This is a genomic window from Streptomyces sp. NPDC006739 (assembly GCF_042869815.1).
Classification (GTDB): domain Bacteria; phylum Actinomycetota; class Actinomycetes; order Streptomycetales; family Streptomycetaceae; genus Streptomyces.
The window spans coordinates 39,932-60,188 of the sequence record NZ_JBIAGM010000025.1 but is presented as its reverse complement, the minus strand read 5'-3'; the positions used below and the strand labels follow the sequence as shown (position 1 = coordinate 60,188).

12 protein-coding genes are annotated in these 20,257 nt (G+C 71.6%); 4 read left to right on the top strand and 8 right to left on the bottom strand.

The window, feature by feature from the left end; genetic code table 11:
• Nucleotides 1-100: 100 nt before the first annotated feature.
• Nucleotides 101-2,821, bottom strand: a complete 2,721-nt coding sequence (locus ACFYMM_RS35370; RefSeq protein WP_388394469.1) for a right-handed parallel beta-helix repeat-containing protein — start codon at nt 2,819-2,821, stop codon at nt 101-103.
• Nucleotides 2,818-3,639 carry a hypothetical protein gene (locus tag ACFYMM_RS35365; RefSeq protein ID WP_388394466.1) on the bottom strand — a complete coding sequence of 274 codons (822 nt, stop codon included), beginning with the start codon at nt 3,637-3,639 and terminating at the stop codon, nt 2,818-2,820. The genes ACFYMM_RS35370 and ACFYMM_RS35365 overlap by 4 nt, the downstream gene beginning before the upstream one ends.
• 242 nt (nt 3,640-3,881) lie before the next feature.
• Between ACFYMM_RS35365 and ACFYMM_RS35360 the strand changes: the two genes are divergently transcribed.
• A complete protein-coding gene (locus tag ACFYMM_RS35360; RefSeq protein WP_388394463.1) occupies nt 3,882-4,571 on the top strand; it encodes a LuxR C-terminal-related transcriptional regulator in 690 nt (229 codons plus the stop codon).
• A gap of 87 nt (nt 4,572-4,658) precedes the next feature.
• Here the strand turns inward: ACFYMM_RS35360 and ACFYMM_RS35355 are convergent, their stop codons facing one another.
• The 6 genes from ACFYMM_RS35355 to ACFYMM_RS35330 all read right to left on the bottom strand — a co-directional run bounded on the left by ACFYMM_RS35355 (nt 4,659) and on the right by ACFYMM_RS35330 (nt 12,302).
• The gene (locus ACFYMM_RS35355; protein ID WP_388394460.1) at nt 4,659-6,053 is read right to left on the bottom strand and encodes an EsaB/YukD family protein; all 1,395 of its coding nucleotides are present in this window, start codon (nt 6,051-6,053) and stop codon (nt 4,659-4,661) included.
• 49 nt (nt 6,054-6,102) lie between these two features.
• A complete protein-coding gene (locus ACFYMM_RS35350) occupies nt 6,103-6,426 on the bottom strand; it encodes a WXG100 family type VII secretion target (RefSeq protein WP_388394457.1) in 324 nt (107 codons plus the stop codon).
• A 55-nt stretch (nt 6,427-6,481) separates the two neighbouring features.
• On the bottom strand, nt 6,482-6,808 hold the full coding sequence (locus ACFYMM_RS35345) for a WXG100 family type VII secretion target (RefSeq protein WP_388394454.1): 327 nt from the start codon (nt 6,806-6,808) through the stop codon (nt 6,482-6,484).
• A 201-nt stretch (nt 6,809-7,009) separates the two neighbouring features.
• Nucleotides 7,010-8,992, bottom strand: coding sequence for a hypothetical protein (locus ACFYMM_RS35340; protein WP_388394451.1), 1,983 nt, complete (start codon nt 8,990-8,992; stop codon nt 7,010-7,012).
• Nucleotides 8,993-9,054: 62 nt separating this feature from the next.
• The gene (locus tag ACFYMM_RS35335) at nt 9,055-11,208 is read right to left on the bottom strand and encodes a hypothetical protein (protein WP_388394448.1); all 2,154 of its coding nucleotides are present in this window, start codon (nt 11,206-11,208) and stop codon (nt 9,055-9,057) included.
• A 281-nt stretch (nt 11,209-11,489) separates the two neighbouring features.
• Nucleotides 11,490-12,302: an SDR family NAD(P)-dependent oxidoreductase gene (locus ACFYMM_RS35330; RefSeq protein ID WP_388394446.1), complete on the bottom strand. Its 813-nt coding sequence runs from the start codon at nt 12,300-12,302 to the stop codon at nt 11,490-11,492.
• A 575-nt stretch (nt 12,303-12,877) separates the two neighbouring features.
• Between ACFYMM_RS35330 and ACFYMM_RS35325 the strand changes: the two genes are divergently transcribed.
• The 3 genes from ACFYMM_RS35325 (at nt 12,878) to ACFYMM_RS35315 (ending at nt 20,227) form a co-directional block, all read left to right on the top strand.
• Nucleotides 12,878-14,272, top strand: coding sequence for a PfaD family polyunsaturated fatty acid/polyketide biosynthesis protein (locus ACFYMM_RS35325; protein ID WP_388394443.1), 1,395 nt, complete (start codon nt 12,878-12,880; stop codon nt 14,270-14,272).
• Between the two features lie 56 nt (nt 14,273-14,328).
• On the top strand, nt 14,329-18,009 hold the full coding sequence (locus tag ACFYMM_RS35320; protein ID WP_388394440.1) for a beta-ketoacyl synthase N-terminal-like domain-containing protein: 3,681 nt from the start codon (nt 14,329-14,331) through the stop codon (nt 18,007-18,009).
• A gap of 76 nt (nt 18,010-18,085) precedes the next feature.
• On the top strand, nt 18,086-20,227 hold the full coding sequence (locus ACFYMM_RS35315; RefSeq protein ID WP_388394437.1) for an SDR family NAD(P)-dependent oxidoreductase: 2,142 nt from the start codon (nt 18,086-18,088) through the stop codon (nt 20,225-20,227).
• Nucleotides 20,228-20,257: the final 30 nt, after the last annotated feature.

The following is a 20,257-nucleotide window of genomic DNA, read 5'->3' as shown; positions in this document are numbered from 1 at the left end:
GCCGAAGGTCTGTCCCCGAAAACGCGACGACGGCGCCCGGCCGAGCATCGGCCGGGCGCCGTCGGGCTTTCCGTATCCGGACCGGGCGGCCCGGCTGGGCTCAGCCGGTGGCCAGGGGCGGCAGGTCGTCCGGGAGCAGGGTCACCAGGTCGTCCGTGGTCGGCTCCACCAGTTCGACGACCCTCTGGGCGTGCCGTTCCGTCATGCGCTGGAAGATCTGCCGCGCGGTGCGGCCGTTGCCGAAGCGGTCGTCGCGCACCAGGGCGCCGAAGTAGCCGTGCAGGGCCTCGCGGGTGTCCTGCGGCAGTTCGTACTCGTGCTTGGCGGCGTGGAACTGGACGATGCGCCCCAACTCCTCGCTGCCGTAGTCGTCGAACATCAGGGTACGGGTGAAACGGGAGGCCAGGCCCGGGTTGATGTCGACGAAGCGTTCCATGTCGTCGGGGTAACCGGCCACGATGACGACGATGTCGTCGCGGTGGTCCTCCATGAGTTTGACCAGGGCGGCGATGGCCTCGCGGCCGTAGTCGTTGCCCTGTCCGGCGGGAGTGAGGGCGTACGCCTCGTCGATGAACAGGACGCCGCCCAGCGCCCGTTTGAAGACAGCCGTGGTCTTCGGCGCCGTGTGGCCGACGTACTCGCCGACCAGGGATGCACGGTCGGCCTCGACGAGGTGACCGCGGGAGAGGAGGCCGAGGGCGGCGAGGATGCGACTGTACAGGCGCGCCACCGTCGTCTTGCCGGTGCCAGGGTTGCCGGCGAAGACGAGGTGGCGGCTGAGCGGCGGAGCGGCGAGTCCGGCTTCGGTGCGCCGGCGGACCAGCTGCATGACCTTCACCATGGTGCTGACGTCCTGTTTGACGCTCTCCAGGCCGATCAGGTCGTCGAGTTCGGCCAGCACCTCGGACAGGCTCTCGACGCGGGCCTTACGGGTTCCTGTGCTCTTGGTGTCGGGCGTCGCGGGAGCGCCGGCCCGTGTGCCCGGTGCCACGGCGAGCGCCCCGCTGGTACCCGGCTCGTCGAACGGCTCGGTGGTGAGTCCTTCCTCCGGCATGGTGCTGATCTTGACGTCGTCGACGCGGCAGTGCTCGATCGTGGGTTCGGCGCCGTCGGCGAGCTTGAGGTCCTCGTCGGTGTCGTGGATACGGCAGCCGCGCAGCACGGGCGTCGCCCCGCTGCCCACGTAGACAGCGGGGAAGCCGGTGGAGCTGATGTCGCAGTTCTCGAAGCGGCCCGCGGCGTTGTCGGCGACGTAGAGGCCGTTCTTCGCGGTGCCGGTGACCGTCGTACCGCGCACCCGGGGGGCGGCCTTCGCCTGGACGACGAGACCGGTGCCCTTGGTGTCGGTGATGGAGCAGTCGGTGAGCCAGGCCCCGGCGCCTTCGCGGACGAAGACCCCGGCGGCGCCGGTGCCGGTGACGCGGGTGTCGACGACGAGCGCGCAGGTGTCGGCGCCGATGTCGATGCCGACACCCGAACAGGAGCTGACGGAGCAGTCGTCGACGAGGGGGCGGTGTTCGGTGCGCAGTCCGATACCGGTCGCGGCCTTGGTGATCCGGCAGCCGCGGGCGGACAGATCCCCGCCGTCCACCTCGATACCGCAGAGCTCGCTGTCGTCGATCTTCGTGTCCGTCAGGGTCAGCAGGGCCTGCTCCACGCTGCGCAGGCCGTGCTCCGGCGTTCCCTGGACCCGGCAGTCGCTGAGCGTCACCCGGCTGCCGTCCCCGGCGTGGACGCCGGTGTAGGCGGAGACGGTCACGGCGCAGTCGACGAGGGTGACTCGGGAGGTGTCGGCCGCGTAGACGCCGTTGGCACCGGAGCGGGTGAATGCTCCCCCGCGCACTTCCACCTGTGCCTCGCCGCCGGCCGCGAGGCCGGAGCCGGTGGTGTCCGTGGTCGTGGTGTCGTGCAGCCGCAGCCGGCCGGCGCCGGTGACGACGACGCCGGCCGCGCTGATGTCGCTGACCCGGCAGTCGATGAGCGAGGCGACGGCCCGACCGGTCACGTGCACCCCGTCGCGGCCTGTACGGGCGATCTCGCAGCCACGCAGCGCGACCCCGAACTCACCTCCCGCGGACGGCGCTTCACCGGTGCCGTCGTCGTCGGGTGCGGCATCGGTCCCGGCGTCGCCGGTGATGACGACTCCGCCCCCCTCGCTGTCCCCGATCCGGCAGGAGCGCAGCACGGGCCGGGCGCTGTCGTCCACGGCCACGGCCGCCGCCCCGCTGTGGGTCACGGCGCACAGGTCGAGGGCGGCGCGGGCCGAGCCGGTGACGCGGATGCCGTGGCCGCCGGTGCGGGTCACCGAGACCCGGGTGAGGGTGGGGGCCGCTCCGTGGTCCACCAGGATTCCGACGGCGTCGACGTCGTTGATGCCGGTGTTCTCGACGACGGCGCGGCTGTCGCCGCCGAGGTAGAGGCCGACGTCGCCGGTGTGGTGGAGTTCGCAGTCCTTGATGACGGGCGTGGCGGTGCCCGTGACGTGGGCGCCGCCGCCGGTGATCTCGCAGCCGTCGATCTCCACCGCGCCCGCGGTGATCAGGACGGCCGGTTCCTTGTCGCGTCCTTCCAGGACCAGGCCCCGCACCGTGCCGCCGGGGCTCTGCACGGTGAGCGCGGGGCCGTGGGCGCCGGCGACGATCCGTACCGTGCCGCGGCCCTTCTCGGCGGTGATGGTGATGTCGCGGTTCAGGACCACGCTCTCGGTGTAGGTGCCGGGCTGGACGGAGATCACGGCCCCGTCCGGGGCCTCGCGGACCGCGGCGACGATGGTCTTGAACGTGCCCCAGCCGCGTGGGGCGACACGCAGTCCGGCGGTCATGTCGAGGTGCAGGTCAGCCGCAGTTGGGCGGCGGCCACGTGCACGCCCTCGGGCACGGCGGAGCTTTCGGCCCCGGCGTTCACGAGTTTGACCGTGACCCTGCCGGTCCGCACGGTGAACGCGGGGGAGGTGAACCACTTGCCCTGGTGGGCCGCGCCGACCTGGTCGACGAGGAAGCCACCGAGCGGCTGGGGTTGCTTGTCCGCGGTGGTGCCCGGGGCGTAGTCGTCGTTGTAGTAGTAGAAGTAGGCGGGCGAGCCGCCGACCTTGGTGCGGGAGGAGTTCGCCGGGACGTAGCTGGAGACGCGGCAGGAAGCGACCGTGAAGTGGGAGCTGAAGTTGTACTTCCACAGCGCATAGTGGGTGGCGTCGTAGGCGTCGGCCTTGCCGGAGACCGGCATGGAGAGATAGCCGCCGGTGCACGCCTCGCCGTTGTACCCGCCGCTGTCCGAGTCGGTCCAGGCGGCGGTCCCGTCGGCTTCGGTGCCGGTGGAGTAGCCGTATGCGGCGAAGCTGGTGGAGCCGTCGCTGCTCGCGGCACAGGCCGGGCCGGCGATGGCCTTCCAGACCTGTCCGGAGCTCTGGCCGCCGGCCTGGTAGGGCGTGGCGTCCGGGCTGGGGGCGATCGGCTTGACCTCGCTGGGCAGTGCGAAGGCCGGGCCGCCGAGCGCGCCGTAGACCAACGCTCCGAGGGCGACGGCCAGTACCGCTGAGACGCTGACCACGAGCAGGCGCCTGCCGGTCCGGCCCCGTGGGTCCTCCGGTCGTACGGATTCGGCGAATGCGGAGGAGAACTCGCGCCAGTCCTCATCAATCATGCGAGAAAGCACCCCTAATTGTCATGGGTCCGCGGAATTCTGGGAAAAGGGATGGGACTACAGCCAGCCCCGTGACACACGGATGGCCAACTCGGCCATCGGGCACCTACCTTGGGTTACGGACGCGGTCGCGGGCAGGTTCACGTGTTTTTCTTCACCCGGGCCAGGGCGCAGAAAACACCTGACGCGGAGGCTACGTTCGTACTCAGGAACTCACTGAACCTGAGAATGGCAGGAGCGCCATGTCCCCCCAGATTCCTCAGATCGCCGTCGTCGAGCAGCACAGCCTCGTGCGCTTGGGGCTGGAGAACCTGCTCTCCGGCAGCTCCCTGCTGCGGGTGGTCGCCCTGGCCGCGGACCCCACGGGCCTGCCGGACCCGGCCGCGCAGCGCCTCGACGTCATCGTCTACGGCGCTCCGGCACAGCCCGACCCGTCCCTCGCCAGGACCGTCGACACGCTCGCCGCGATCGGCCGGGTGCTGGTCGTGGCGGACTTCGCGGGCTGGCAGCCGGTGACCGAGGCACTTCGTTCGGGGGCCTTCGGCTGCGTCAGCAAGCAGGCAGGCGAACAGGAGTTGCTGCGCGCGGTCGAGACGGTGGCGCTGGGCGGCCTGTATGTGGCGTCCGGTCTCGCCACCCGGCTCCACCACGAACTGCGGCGGCCGGCCGGCACCCCTGTCCCGGCGCTCGCGCACCGGGAGCAGGAGGCGCTGCGGCTGCTGGCCACCGGCTTGACGCATGGTCAGATCGGGCGGCGCATGGGCCTGACGGAGGCCACGGTCAACACCTACGTCAAGCGGATCAGGAACAAGCTGAACGTCCGCAACAAGGCTGACCTCACCCGGAAGGCCATCGAGCTGGGCCTGCTCCACGACGACGGGCGCGGCGTCCCCGCAGGCGCCCTCGCCTCCGGCTACTCGTCCGCCGCCTGACACCGCGGCGCACCCTTCCTGCCGCCCACCGACCGAACGGGCGCGGCGCGGTGACGCACCGTTGCCGCGCCACGCGGTGACATACCGTCAGATGTGCCGTCCGAGGCCGGCCATCGCGCCGAACGCGCCGAACGTCGCGACCGCCAGTGCCACGCTCCCTGCGGCCAGCACCGAGCCGAGGCCGGCCAGCCAGCGGGGCCGTGCCATCGCGGGCAGGTCCGGGCGGCGCATCATGCGCCGGAATCCGTAGACCAGCAGCACGACCGCGAGAAGCACGCTCACCACTGGGCCCGCCCAGCTCGCCACGCCGAAGCGCTCCGGACCGCTGACCAGCAGCGTGAACAGCCCGGCAGTGCCGGCCAGCAGTTGCGGCACCACCTCGGCCACCAGGCGCGCCGACCCGGCACGCAGCAGGACCGCGAGCCCCAGCAGGACGGCCGCGACGTTGGCGTACAGCGACGTGGACGCGGCCATCACCACGAGCGCGCCGGCCAGGACCAGGCACAGAGTTCCGGTCCACAGCACCAGCAGGACGGTGGCGGCGCGTACCGCGACGGCGACCTCGTCGTCACGCGGCTCCTCCTGCACCCGCATGCTGACCCGCCGCCAGGAGTAGGCCACGGTTGCGGTCACGGCCGTCGGCACCACGGTCAGCAGGGCGAACGCGACCGCGGCGACCACGGAGGCCGCCTGGACGCCATCGGCCCGCAGCGCGGCGAGGCCGACACAGGGCACCACCGCGAGCACCGTCGTGAACAGGGTCGCGGAGGTGGTCACCCCGGGCGCCGCCACGGAGGCGAGGAACGCGCCGAGCAGCGCGCCCACGGCGACAGCCGCCAGGGCGAGGCCGGTCCGGGTCATGACTCCCTCCAGACCGAGTCCCCGGCCCCCGCAGGCGGAGACGACGGACCAGGCGCCGAGCGCCAACGCCGGCACCGCGCACAGGGCCAACGTCATCCGCAGTCCCGTCGGCACGGACCAGTGCCGCTCCAGCGCCACCCAGGCCAGTAGGGGCAGGGCGAGCCCCGCGGCCAGCGAGAGGTCCAGGAGGAGTCCCGTGCCGGACCGGTGCCCCACGGCGTGCACGAACAACGTGGCGACGAGCCAGCCGAGGGCGAGCGCCACCAGGGTGTACGTCCGGGAACGGACGTCCCACCGGCGGTCGAGCACGCCCTGGGAGACCTCGGCCACCCGCACGGCGACGTCCTCCACGACCGGGTCGTCCAGTTCGTCGGCGGCTGCGTCCCGCAGGTAGAGGACCTGGCCGTCGGTGACGCCCAGTTCCGAGAGCGACCACTCCGGGGCGAACGCGCTCCCGGTCGCCGCGCCCAGGGTCCAGGCCGCCGGCATGATGTCGGCCTCGTCCTGCTCGCACAGACGAGCCAGGGTGTCGGCGTAGCTCACGATCGGAGCGCCGGCGGGGACCGCGAGATCAACCTTCCGGCGCTCTCCCACGACGGTGATACGGCAGTGCTCATCCACAGTGACGATTCCTCAGGGTCAGGGGGTCATCCGTCGCCTGCGCGACGGGTCAGGAGTGCCGCCAGGTGCTGGTGTTGGAGTACTCGGCCTCGGAGTAGTTGTTCCAGTTGACCTGCATGGCGTTGGCGATCTGGCCGAGCACGCCGTCCGGGCCGAAGAGGCCGTTCGCGGCGTAGTTCCACTCCGACTCCAGGCCGTCGAAGTACTGCTGTGCCGTACCGGACCATTCCGTTCCGTCCAGGACCGGGTGGAGCTTGCCGGCGAGGCTCGCCAATTCGTCGGCCATGGTCTGGGCGCAGGCGTTGATGTGGGTGCCCGCGCCGCCGAGGTCCGGCTTGACCATGAGATTCGCGCCGTCGACATTTCCTGACATGATCACTCCTTGATGGTGTGGGTTCTGTGGCGGGGACCAGCGGTGCGTCCGGGCGTCAGCTGAGCTTCGCGCTCGAGAGGTCGGCCTGGATGGTGTTGATCGACTTGATGTTCTGCTGCTCGGCGTCGGTGTAGTTGACGTAGTTGCCGCGCAGGCCGCTGGCGATGTCGGTGAGCGCGTCGTGGAGCATGCGGGAGTAAATGTCGTACTCCTGCATGAGATCCTGGAAGGTGTTCTGGGCGATGCCCTGCCACGAGGCCTCCAGATTGACCACATAGGTCTTGAGGTCCGCCAGCTGGGCCTGGAGTTCGGCCGCCGTGCCGTCGCACGATGTCGCGGCCTGCGACACCATCTCCGGTGTCACCTTGAAGTCTGTCGACATGACTTTTCCTCTCCGGGTGGCGCGATACCTGCCCGATCAGCCTCGCAGCGACCGGCACCGGCGGACAGATCCCCTTTCCGGTGTCCCCGGCGGGCGTCGGACGGTGTCCCGGCGCGCCGCGTGCCGCGGAGCATGACGAACGGACACGTCCCCTGCCTGGCAGGGGACGTGTCCGACACCGGTTTCGGGCAAAGAGGCCGGTCAGGGGCCCTCGCCCACAGGGCCGGCGCACCGCTGCGGCCAACCCCCGGAGCCACTGGGGCTGTTGCGGCCTCGGAGCGCCTCGTCCAGCCCGGCGAGCGCGGCCCGGTCGGCCTCGCCCAGTTCGGCCTGGGCGTCCTTGACCATGTCGTGCGCGGGGGCCCCGCCCGACGCCGGCAGTTCACGCAACAGGACGACCGGGGACGAACCGGTGCGCCGTACGTCGAGGACCACGAAGGGCGTGCCGGGTGCGAATACCACTTCCTCGGCGGGGTCGTCGAAGAGCCTGCCGGCCAGACGCCCGGTGACCGACCAGATGGCATAGCGCGGGCCACGCGGCCAGCCCGCTCTTCCGGCGGCGGGAACGCCGCTCAGCGGGGCTCGGTCCCTGAGGACGGTGCCGGGCCGAAGCGGATCGGTCTCCGGGTCCACCTCCGCCGAAAGCGCCGAGCCCGCGCCGCGCAGGACCGCTCCACGGTGCGTCGGCAGCCGGCGCAACGCCGACACCAGGCAGGCCGCGAACGGCAGGAGCCGGTCGTCGCGGCCGTGGCAGGCCGCGGCCAGCGCGCGGTGGTCGAGAAGTCCGTCGGGCTCGTCCAGATAGAGCCGAAGCGCCGTCAGTTCCGCCTCCGCCGCCTGCCGTTCCTCGTCCGCCAGAGCCGGCAGACGGCCGAGGGCGCGGGCGACCACGGGCGCGTGGCGTTCCCAGGCCGGTCCCGCGAGCAGTCGCAGGGCCGCGTGCTCCGCCGGGCGGCTGCGGTAGCCGGCACGCAGGGAGGGCCGCCCGGGCACCGGCCGCACCCGTTCCGTGCCGTCGGGACGGGCCGTGCCAGACCGGAGAGCCTGCGCGTCCAGGGACGCGGCCTTCGCTTCGGGGCGTCGGCTCAGCTGCTCCCAGGCCGCTTCGAGATCCGGGCCCGGGGGCAGATCGGGAGCCGGCGTTTCCCGGGGGGCCGGGACCGCCTCCCGTCCCCGGCTGAGGTGGTCCCACGCATCTGTCAGGTCGGGCCTCGCGACCGGGTCCGCCGTGGTGCGCGGCACCGGCGAGGGCACCGTTGCGCGCGCCGGACGACCGGACGGGACGACATCCTGCCCTGGCGGCACCTCGACGGATCCACCGCGCTCTTCGTACAGGGTGGCAAGGGCCCGGACGGTGTGCACACCGTAGCGGTTCTGCAACGCGGCGGGGGCGTGAACTCCGTCCGGTGTCAGGGCGGTTTCGGGCAGCAGCAGGGCCGTACTCGCTCGCACCTGATGCGGCAACGAGTCCAGGAGCAACTCCAGCGCCGGCCAGAGCGACCTGTCCCCCGGCGGGCCGTCCCCCACCACGGTGAGACGGAGGGGGTCCACCGCGATGGTGTGATACGCGGTCGCGCCGGTTGCGGACGCGCCCTCGGCCGGACGCCCGGGTCGCACCAACAGGCCCGCGGGGATGTGTTCGATCAGGTACCCGTCCGCCGCCTCGCCGGGAACGCCGTCGAGCGCGCTCTGCCATACGGGCTCGGGACAGCGCGCGCCGAGTGGCACCGGCGTCGCGCCGGGCGCGAAGCCCAGCCATCCGCCCCGTCCGTCGGGGCCGGCAGGGGCGTACATCGTGCCTCCTGCCGCAACCAGGACCGGGCCGGCGGGTGCCTCCACCTTGACGGCCCAGGCGTCCGCGATCCGCCGGGCCGGCGACGGCTGTCCCGACCTCTCCTCGCCCGCGCCTGTCAGGGCCAGGCGCACCGTGGTGTGACCGGAGGCGCGCAGCGAGTCGAGGAGTCGGCCCACGCTGGGCCAGAAGTCCGGCTCGTCGGTCGCTTTCGGATCGGAGAGCAGCGTGACCGTCCGGTCGCCCGCCGAACTGAGCGCATGGGCTAGCTCGTCTAGGCCGCTCACGGGGGCGGGATCCTGCGCGGAGCGGAGCAGCACCAAGCTGTCGTGCTCCTCGATCCGTATCGGCCCGTCACCCGTGTGGGCCGTGGCGGTGCTTGTCGGGGTCATCGCCGCTCGCTCTCGGATTGGACGTCAGGGTGCGGTGAGGGCGAGGACGGCGTTCCGTCTCCTCACCGGGAACCCCCTGCCACGGCCGAGCGGGACGTAGGGGCTGCCGAATCGGAAGGACGGCCGACCGCCGACTCGTCCACGGAGAGAACACCCGTGGTCTTCGACGGCCGAGCGGGTGCCGCGGTGACGAGTTCGCGCTGCGTATCAGGACGCCGTACCTCCTGTGTGGCGGTCGCCGGGGACGCCAGCGGGACCGGCACGGCGGACGGAGTCTCAGGGGCAGTCGGCAGGGCCTGTGCGGCGCCCAGTTGGGCGCGATAGCGTTGCGCGGCCTTGAGCAGACGGCGATCCGGTCCCGGCACCTTCTCCCGCAACGCGATGATCGACGGCGCGATGCGCAGCGCGAGCGTGATGTCGCCGATGTCCCTCCAGCAGGCGTCCGCGTTGGCGGCGGCCTGCTCGGCGTCGACGCTGTCCAGGCCTGCGGTCACCAGCAGGCTGACCGCCACGCGCCGGTAGAGGTCCGCCGCCAGGGCGCTGTGCCCGCTGAGCCGCATCACGTGCGCTCTGATCTGACGGATCTGCAGCGACGTGGGGTGCTCCTGACCGTGGGCGACCAACGCTTCTCGTTCCAGAGACGTGGCGAGGGCCGTGGCGTCCTCGTACCGGCTCGCGTTGGCGGCCTGCACGATACGTCCGATCCGATCGTGGTAGAGGGAGAAGCCGTCCGCCGCGGTGGGCTCCGGGCGGGGAGTCCCGGCCGGCTGCTCGGTCACCGGCTCGGGCAAGGCGTCCGGGTCGGCGCCGGCGGTCTGCGGCCACAGCATCCGGACCTCGTGCTGCGTGGCCAGTCTGCGCAGCATGCGGGACTCTTCGGCCGAGCGGCCGGGAGCGTGGATGACGGCGTACTCGCGTGCCCCCGCGTCGAGGTAGTCGAGCACCTGCGACAGCGCGGACCAGCAGGATTCGTCGAGAGGCTGATCCGACGGTCCGATCTCGACGGCTAGTTGGTCCGCGCGCACGGGGCGTTCTGCGAGCGGCAGCCGCTGTCCCACGGTTCCCAGCGCGAGCCCCGACCGGCTCACGGTGACCTGCCACCGCTCCGACACGCGGACCACGCCGGCGTCCTGGGGTTCGCCGTCCGGCACCGGGAGACGCCAGCGAACCAGCCGAGGACCGGTGCCGTCGGCGTCGACACCGGACGCGGTGGGGCGGCAGACCACCGCTTCGACGTAGGGCCGCCACGTCGGACGGCCTGTGGCGTCGACGAGGACCGGCCCAGGAGCGACCGCCTCCCCGGACTGCGCCGTCGAAGGGGCCGCCAGGGGCGGGCCGGTCAGCACCTCCACCTCGATGCCCAGCGCGTCGGTGACCTGCTGGGCGGTCGGCAACAGATCGCCTTCGGCGCCGGGCGCCAAGCGGACCTGCGCGCGCACCGACGGCGGCAGCGCGGCAAGCAGCGCGGCAAGGTCGTCGACGGAGACCAGGGCCCCGGCACCGGGGACGCCGACCAGCACGGTCGGGCGACCGACGTCGACGGGCACCGCATAGCAGAGAGCGCCGGGCGCGGGTGGCCGCGTGCCCGACGGCTGGAGGAGGACACCGGCGGGAATGGGCCAGACCTCGGACCCTGAGGCGGTACGGTCGGGCAGCGCAGCGAGGGCCGTCTGCCAGCCAGGAGCCGGATGCCGCGCCCCCAGAGGTGTCGACTCCGTCCCGGGTTGGAAGAGCCGCCAGCCGCCGGACGGCTCAGGGGCGTCGGGGACGAACAGGGATCCGCCGGGGACGAGCACGGCGGTGCCGTCGGGGGCGATCACACCCATCCCCCACGTGTCGGCGATCCGCTGTGCCAGAGCGGGCCTGTCCGCGTCGCCGCTTCCCGCTCCGGAGACCACCAGGCGGACCGTGGTCGTACCGTCGTCCCGGAGCGAGTCGAGGACGTCCCCGAGCCGTGACCACAGCGCGGGGGGCACAGGGCCGTCCACTCCGACCACAACGGTGGCAACGGTCCGCCCCGCCTCGCCGCCCAGGGTTCGAGCGAGTTCCGCCACCTCGCTCGGGCCGGGTACGGCCTGCTCGGTGGGGCGCAGCAGCGTCAGCCCGTCGTACTCGTCGACAAGGACGGGGTTGTCGAGTTCCTCCGGCGTGGTACCGGGCTGTTCGCCCCTGCCCGGCGGCGACAGACGCGTGACGAGGGTCTCCCAACGGGACATGAACTGCTCCTTCCGTGACGGCACGTCCTTCCAGGACGCAGACCGGTGGACGGCCCTGCGTTCCTCCCGTCCACCGGTTCTCCCCGCGCTCTTGAGGGTTCACCGGGTCGCCACAGGGCTTGCGGTCCGCGGCCCGGCACTCGAACCGGCCTCGCCTACAGCTACGGATGGCCGACATGATCGGTTCCCCTCGGATCTCGACGCAGCAGTACACGGTGTTGTAGCGCCCGAGAGAGCCTCTCTTCGGCGGGGAAGCGAAGGGATGGTCAGGAGCGATCGGGTCAGGCGTTGGCTCCGCGCCAGGCCAGCGCGCCCCCGTCGACGAGCCAGTCCACCCCGTTGACAAAGCAGGCCTGTTCACTGGCGAGGAAGCACAGCAGGTGGGCGATGTCGTCGGGCCGGCCGAGCCGGGGGACGAGATGGGTGGCGGTCATGGAGCGCCGTGCCGCGTCCTGGTCGTCGGCCGCGGCGAGGTAGTCGGCGACCATGTCGGTTTCGGTGGGGCCCGGGCAGACGCAGTTGGCGCGGATGCCGTACCGCGCCAGCTCGACCGCGAGGTTCTTGGTCAGCAGCTTCAAGCCGCCCTTGCTGGCCCCGTAGGCCAGCGAACCTGGGAAGCCGAGCAGCGAGCCGGTGGAACCGGTGTTGATGATGGAGGGGTTGCGCTTGCTCCGCTTCAGGTAGGGGACCGCGAACTTCGAACAGAGCCAGGGGCCCCGGAGGTTCACGGCGAGCACGCGGTCCCAGACGTCGATCCCGAGCTCCTCTATGGACAGGTCGCCCGTCAGTGAACTCTCGTGGATCCCAGCGTTGTTGAGCAGGACATCGATGCCGCCGAAGGTGTCGGCGGCAGCGGCCATCAACCCCTTCACCTGGTCTGCCTCGGCCACGTCGCACGCGACGAAGGCCGCGCTGCCTCCGTTCGCCGCGATCTTGGCCACGACCTCGTCGCCGGCGTCCGCGTTCGTTCCCGACACCACCACATTGGCTCCGTAGCTCGCAGCCATTTCCGAGGTGGTGGCACCGATCCCCCGGGTAGCGCCGGTGATGACGAAGGTCATGCCGGTGAAATCGTGCGTGATGCCGTTGTTCATCGAACCCGTCTTTCTGGTGGCGGTCCGGTCGGGCTCAGTGTGGGCCGAGAGTTCTCATGGATTCGAGTCCCCATTCATGGGCGTCATCCCCAGGACGGTCTTTCGCCCCCTTTAGGGAGAGGAGGCCCTACCGCAAGGTCAAGCACATATCCCCGAACGGGGACCTGTCGGGTGTCGGGCACGCTGCTCTACGTTTCGTGGTGCGTGAACCACGGCCGCCGACCGCGTCGGCGCAGCGTGCCCGGGCACACTCGGCTTCGGCTACGTCCTCGTCGACCGTCCCGTTCCAACGTGATTGACTATTTCAAGGGATGGCGAGCGTGGTCCTTTCGGACATGTTCGATGACTCGGTAGAAGCCGATGCTGCTGCGCGTACTCGCCCTCTCTCTCGTGATCCTCTGCGCCCGCACCCGCGACCGCGGTCAGCATCCGTCACGCCTGGCGATGTCGGAGCACTCCTCGCCGACCCGCGTCGCCGACTGGAAATTCTGAGCGACGGAGCGGTCCGGGCTGTCGCCGGCGAGGGAGAGCTGCGTCCTGGCAGCGGCTTCGAGGTGATCGGGTCGCTTCCCGTCATGTATCCGGAGTGGCTCGGCGATCCCACCTTCGGCGCGACGCACGGTGTCCGTTTCCCGTACATCGCGGGCGAGATGGCCCACGGGATCTCCACCACCCGCATGGTCGTGGCCATGGCCCGCGCGGGCATGCTCGGCTTCTTCGGCGCCGGCGGGCTCGGCATGGCGCGCGTACAAGCGGGTCTCCAGGAACTGTCCGAGACGCTTCGTCACTCGTCCAACTGGGGCGTGAACCTGCTCCACTCGCCCAACGAACCGGGCTACGAGGACCAGGTGATCGATCTGATGCACCACTACAGAGTGGTGAACGTGTCGGTCTCCGCCTTCATGGACCTCACTCCAGCGGTCGTCCGGTGCGCCGCGGCCGGTCTGCACGCGGACGCTCAGGGCAAGGTCAACCGGCGGACCCGCCTGTTCGCCAAGGTGTCGCGCCCCGAGGTGGCCGAAAAGTTCATGTCTCCGGCCCCCATTGAGCTGCTCCGGGTCCTGCTGGATCAGGGGCGGCTGACCGCTGACGAGGCCGCGCTCGCCCGGCGGGTACCGCTCGCGACGGACGTCACCGTTGAGGCCGACAGCGGCGGCCACACCGACAACCGTCCGCTGACGGTCATCCTGCCCGCGATGCTGGCCCTGCGGGACGCGCTCTGGCGCCGCCACGGTTATGCCGAGCCTGTCCGGGTCGGTGCGGCCGGCGGGCTGGGCGACCCGCTCGCTGTGGCGTCGGCGTTCGCCTGCGGGGCGGACTACGTCGTGACGGGGACCGTCAACCAGCGGTCGGTCGAGGCCGGGACCTCCGACGAGGTGAAGCGGCTGCTCACCGAAGCGGACCTGGCCGATGTCACGATGGCCCCGGCCTCCGACATGTTCGAGTACGGCGTCAAGGTGCAGGTACTGCGTCGGGGCACCATGTACGCGAGCCGTGCGGCCGGGCTCTACGAGGCCTACTGCCGTTATGACTCACTGGAGCAGATTCCCGCGGGGGTTCGCGCCCGGATGGAACGCGACCTGTTACGGGCCGGCTTCGAGGAGGCGTGGGCCGCCACTCGTCTGTACTGGGCGGACCGCGACCCGGGCCAGATCGCGGTCGCCGAGCGTGACCCCAAACACCGTATGGCCCTGATCTTCCGCTCCTACCTTGGCCGGGCCAGCCACTGGGCCATCACCGGCGAGCCGTCCAGACGGGCGGACTACCAGGTCTGGTGCGGGCCCGCGATCGGCTCGTTCAACCGGTGGGTGGCCGGGAGCCCGCTGGCCGAGCCGCAGAACTGCACGGTCGTGCAGATCGCCCGCAATCTGATGGAGGGCGCGGCTGCGGTCACCCGCGCCCATCAACTGCGAAGTTACGGCGTCCGCGTTCCGTGTACGGGTGTGTACGCGCCCCGCCTCCTCACCTGAATCGCCGTGAGCGTGCTCCCCATGTTTCCGCCCGGTTGTCGAGAGAGATGCCGCCCATGCCCGAGTCTCATGCCCATGATCCGGTTCCCGTTGCCGTCGTCGGACTGGCCGCACTGCTGCCGGGCGCCGCGGATGTCCGGTCGTTCTGGCGCAATGTCGTCGCCGGGAAGGACCTCCTCACCGATGTGCCGTCGACACACTGGCCGATCGACGACTATTACGACCCGGACCCGTCCTCTCCGGACAAGACGTACAGCCGACGTGGCGGCTTCCTGCCCGCTGTGGACTTCGACCCGATCGCACACGGCATCCCGCCCACGACGATGCCCGCCATCGACCCGACACAGTTGCTCGGCCTGGTCGTGGCCGACCGGTTGCTGGCGGACACGGAAGCCAACCTGGCTGGCCCACTGGATCGAGAGCGGATCGGGGTGATCCTCGGCAGCGGCTCGATCCCCCTGTTCGGCACCATGGCAGCCCGTGTCCAGCGGCCTGTCTGGCTGCGGGCGCTGCGGCTGCAGGGCATTCCGGAGGAAGTGGCGCAGGCCGCCTGCGACCGCATCGCCGACCAGTTCGTGCCCTGGCAGGAGGCCAGCTTCCCGGGGATTCTCTCGAACGTGATCGCGGGGCGGATCGCGAGCCGCTTCGACCTGCACGGCACCAACTGCACGGTCGACGCGGCCTGCGCGAGTTCGCTGGCTGCCCTCAACGCCGCGGTGAACGAGCTCGTTCTGGGGCACGCCGACGTGATGTTCACCGGCGGCGCGGACACGCTCAACAACCCCTTGATGTTCGTCTCGATGAGCAAGACCCCCGCCCTGTCCCCCTCCGGCGAGGTACGGCCCTTCGACGCGGACGCCGATGGCACCGTGATCGGTGAGGGCCTCGGCATGGTCGCCCTCAAACGCCTGGCGGACGCCGAGCGCGACGGTGACCGGGTGTACGCGGTCGTGCGGGCCGTCGGAACGGCGTCCGACGGGCGCGGCAGTGCCATCTACGCGCCGGAACCGCAGGGACAGGCGCGGGCCCTGCGGCGCACCTACGAGATCGCCGGATATTCGCCCCGCACGGTCGAGTTGGTCGAGGCGCACGGCACGGGGACACGAGCCGGGGACGCCGCCGAGTTCGCCGCGTTGCGGGACGTCTTCGCCACAGACGGTGCCGACACCGCCTGGTGCGCTCTCGGGTCGGTGAAGTCGCAGATCGGTCACACCAAAGCGGCGGCCGGCGCCGCGGGGCTGATCAAGGTGGTACTGGCATTGCATCACAAGGTGCTTCCGCCGACGATCAAGGTCACCCGCCCCAACCCGGCGTTGGAGATCGAGAAGAGCCCGTTCTACCTCAACACGCAGGCTCGGCCGTGGGTCAGGGCGGACGACCAGCCGCGCCGGGCATCGCTGTCGGCCTTCGGTTTCGGTGGCAGCAACTTCCATGCCGCCCTGGAGGAGTACCGTCCGCGTCACGGCCGACCCCAGCCGGCGCCGTACCACGCGCTGCCGCAGGAACTCATGCTGTTCAGCGGCGCTTCGCTGGACGGGCTCAGGGCCACGGCCCGTCACCTGCTGGACGAACTGCCGTTCGCCGAGGCAGCCCGGGAGAGCAGGCGGACGTTCGACCGAACCGCCACATGCCGACTGGCCCTGGTCGCCGCCGACGCGACCGAAGCCGGAACCAAGCTCGACCGGTTCCTCGCACTGCGTCCGAACCGGCCGATGACGGCGCCCGGAGGAGTCAGCTACACCACCGGGGAGGCCCAGCCGGGTCCCCTCGCCTTTCTCTTCCCCGGCCAGGGGTCGCAGTATCCCTGCATGGGCGCCGGGGTGGCCATCGCCTTCCCCGCCGCCCGCGCCGTCTGGGACCGGGTGGCGGGAGGGGAACTGGGGCCGGTTCCGCTGCACCAGGTGGTCTTCCCACAACCGGCGTTCAGCGAGGCCGAGCGTGCGGCACAGCACGAACTGCTGACCCGGACGGAGTGGGCCCAGCCCGCGCTGGCCGCACACAGTCTCTCGCTGCTGGCGGTACTCGACGTGCTCGGACTGCGGGCTCATCGTCTGGGCGGGCACAGCCTCGGCGAACTGGTGGCCCTGCACGCTGCCGGTGTGTACGACGCGGACACCCTGCTGCGCCTGACCCGGCGGCGCGGGGAGGTGATGGGCGCGGCCTCGCGGGTTCCCGGTGGAATGCTGGCCGTCGCGCTCCCGCTCGACCAGGTCAAGGCGGAGCTGGAGGGCTCAGAAGGGATCTGGGTCGCCAACCACAATCAGCCCGACCAGGTCGTGGTGTCGGGAGAGGTCGCCGCGATCGAGCAGTTCGAGGAGCGGCTCGCCAGGCGCGGTGTCCGGGCGCGGCGGCTCGATGTGGTCATCGCCGCGCACACCCCTCTTGTCGCCTCGGCGAACACGGCACTTCGCGACTTTCTCGACGCGGAGCGGTTGTCGCCTCCGCAGACCGAGGTGTGGAGCAACCTGACAGCCGAGCCTTACGGCTCGGATCTGGCACGACTGCGCGAGATGGTGTCCGTGCACGGTGCCTCGCCGGTCGTCTTCGTCGACCAGATCGAGGCGATGTACGCCGCAGGCAGTCGGATTTTCGTCGAGGTCGGAGCCGGGGCGGCGATCACCGGGATGGTCCGCTCGATCCTGGGCGAGCGGCCGCATCTCGCGATCAACCTCGACCGCAGGGGCACGTGTCCGGTGGAGTCACTGTTCACCGCTCTGGGCCAACTGGCCGTCAACGGCGTGAAGCTGGACTTCGAGGCCCTGTGGCACACGCCGGATCCGGCGCCCCGGCCCGCTGGCGCAGCGGCCGTCAAGATCAACGGGGCCGAGTACGGACGCCCCTGCCCGCCGTCCGAGGCGGCGCCGGTCGCACCGGTCCGCACACCGGCCTCATCGTCCTGGGCCGCTCTCCCCAGGGAGTCCCGGCCCGAGTCGACGGCGGCTCCCGAACCTGTTTCGTTCACGTCCGCGTCCATGGAGAAAGCGAGCACGCCGATGCCGCAGTACCAGACCGCACCCGACCCGGGATGGCTGCAGGTGCTGGCCGAGACCCAGCGGCAGACCGCCCAGGCCCAGGCAGCTTTCCAGCAGGCCCTGCTGACCGGCCACCAGTCGTACCTGCAGTTCGTCGACAACGCACTGGGCCGCCTGGCAGGTCCGGGGAACCCGGGTGCGGCCGACCCTGCGACGGGGGTGACCGCGCCGCTCGCCGCCCCGGTCCGGCAAGCGCCCCCGCCGCCCGAAAGCCCTGTGCCGACGACGGCGATCCAGGTCCCGGCGCCCGAGATCATGGCCCCGGCTGCGCCCGCGTCGTTCGTCGTCCCGCAGACCGTCGCCCCGTCGGCACCCCCGGCAGCTCCGGCACCCCCGGCTTCGCGCGCCGCGACGCCCGTGGCGGCTGCTTCCGAGCCGCCCACCACCGTGCTGAGCGCTGAACTGCTGCTGGGCATCGTCGCGGACATGACCGGGTTTCCCGTCGAGCTCCTGAGTGCCGACATGGACCTGGAGTCGGAGCTCGGTGTTGACTCGATCAAGAAAGTACAGATCCTCTCCGCGGTCCGGCAGCGCGTCGCTGGGCTGCCCGGCGCCGATTCCCCCGAGCTGGCCGGCCTGTTCAAGCTGCGTACCGTCAACGCGATCGTCGAGGAGCTGGCCACCGGCACCTCCGGGTCGGGCCGGCACGGGAAAGAGCGCACGGGTGAGGGTTCGGCCGAGGAGGGTGAAAGACGCGCCGGCTGAGCGGAGCCGGCCGGCGCTGCGACGGCGCGTGGTGCGGGCCGTGGAACTGCCGTCCGCGGGCGTCGGGGCGGGTGGCTTGACAGGAGTCGTCCTCCACGTGGTGGACGGCGGCAGCGGGCTGGCCCGGGACGTGGTGCCCGGACTGCGCGCACGCGGGATCGAGGCGGTCGAGGCGGTCGAGGACGGCTCGCTGAGCGGGTCGAACGCCGTACTGCTGCTCGGTGGCATGGCGCCCGTTGCGACACCTGAGGACGGATTGGCGGCGATGCGCGGGGTGTTCACGGCGGCCCAGAAGGTTGCCGCCGCGATGGCGACGGACGGTGGCCTGTTCGCCGTCGTTCAGGACACCGGCGGCGACTTCGGTCTGAGCGGCGGGCAGGGGGAACGTGCCTGGCTCGGCGGCATTGCCGCGCTGGCGCGGACGGCGGCGCGGGAGTGGCCTAAGGCCGGCGTCAAAGCCATCGACTGCGCCCGCGGCGACCGCGACAGCGCGGCGGTCGCCGAGGCCATCGTCACTGAGCTCGTGTCAGGGGGGCCGGCCCTCAACGTCGGCCTGCCCCCGGACGGCCGACGCCTGACCCTCGACATGGTTGCCACTCCCCGCGGCCCCGAGCCCGTGGAAGCCCCGCTCGACGAGGACGGCGTGATCGTCGTCACCGGCGGCGCCCGCGGGGTGACACCCGCTGTTCTCGCCGAACTGGCCGCCAGGTACCGCCCCCGACTGGCCGTGCTCGGCCGGACCGAGCTCACCGAGGAGCCCCCGGGGCTGGAGGCCGCCGCGGACCAGCCTGCTCTGGTGGCCCGACTGGCCGCCCGCGTTCCGGACTCCGGCCCGGCGGCGGTTGTTGCTCAGGCACGCCGGATTCTGGCCGCCCGGGAGGTGCGCCGGACTTTGGCCGCCCTACGGGCCCTTGGCACCGAGGTGCGGTACTTCCCCCTGGACGTCACCGACGCGCCCTCGGTACGGCGCGCACTCGCCGCGGTGCGGGAGGAGTTGGGGCCCATCACCGGCCTGATCCACGCTGCGGGCGTGGTGCACGACAAGAGCATCGCCGACAAGACCTCGGACCAGTACGAGGCGGTCCTCGCCACCAAACTGGACGGTCTGCGCGTGGTTCTCGACGCGACCCGGGACGACCCGCTGCGACTGCTCTGCCTGTTCTCCTCGATCGCGGCGTGGGCGGGGAACCCGGGCCAGAGCGACTACGCGATGGCGAACGAGGTTCTCGGCCAGATCGCCGCCGTCGAACGCGTTCGGCGGCCGCACTGCCTGGTCCGCTCCATCGGCTGGGGCCCCTGGGACGGCGGCATGGTCACCTCGGACATCGCCACCCGGTTCGAGCAGCAGGGACTGGAGCTGATCCCGCTGGACACCGGAGCCGGCGCCTTCGCGGCGGAGTTGGAGACCGGACGGGGATTCGCGCATGTCGTCCTGACGGTCGGGGAGCTTCCCGATCCGCCGACGCTGAGGGCCGAGGCACCGGTTGCCACCGGGGAGGAGGAAGCGCTTGGGCCCGGCGCCCTCAGCCTCCCAGCAGGCCTCCACCCACTGGCGACGGCGGTGGAGCTCTTCACCGCGGCCGCGCGCTGCCGAGCTCCGAAAGAGCCGATCGTGACACTGCGCGACATCACCTTCGACGCGCCGGGGGACGCCGCGTCACCAGGCGTCCGTGGCAGTGTGCGCGTCGAGGGCTTCCCCCGGCGCGATCGGCTGGAGCTGCGGCTGCTGGGTGCACCCTCTCGAGTCGAGGCAGTCGCCCGGCTCGGCGGGGTCCCGGGCGGCGGCGTCTGGCCCGACCATCCGTATCTGCCCCCGTTCGACGGGTGCGAGGCCGGCGACGACGTGGTCGGCCGCGGTGCCGTGCTGCGGATGCCGGCGGCCGGCGTGCGGGTCGGCGACCCCGGCGCCGTCGCCCTGCTGGAGCTCGGTGGCGGTGGAGTGCCGGGGGAAGTGCCGCACCTCGAAGCCATCGCCGTCGACGCCGTCCTGCACCTCGCGGTCCTGTGGGGTGACCACGTGCTCGGCTGCTCCGTCGCATCCGTGGGCCTGGAGGAGTACCGCAGGCACCGGTTCGGTCCCGCGGGCCGGACCCTGCACTGTCTGCTGCACAGCCGTGGACGGGCCGGGAAGCCTGCCGTCTGCGACATCGCCCTGCTGCGCGAGGACCAGACCCTCTACGCCGAACTGCTCGGGCTCACCCTCGCCCCCTGCCCGTGACCACTGCGAAGCCGCATCGATGGAGGACCA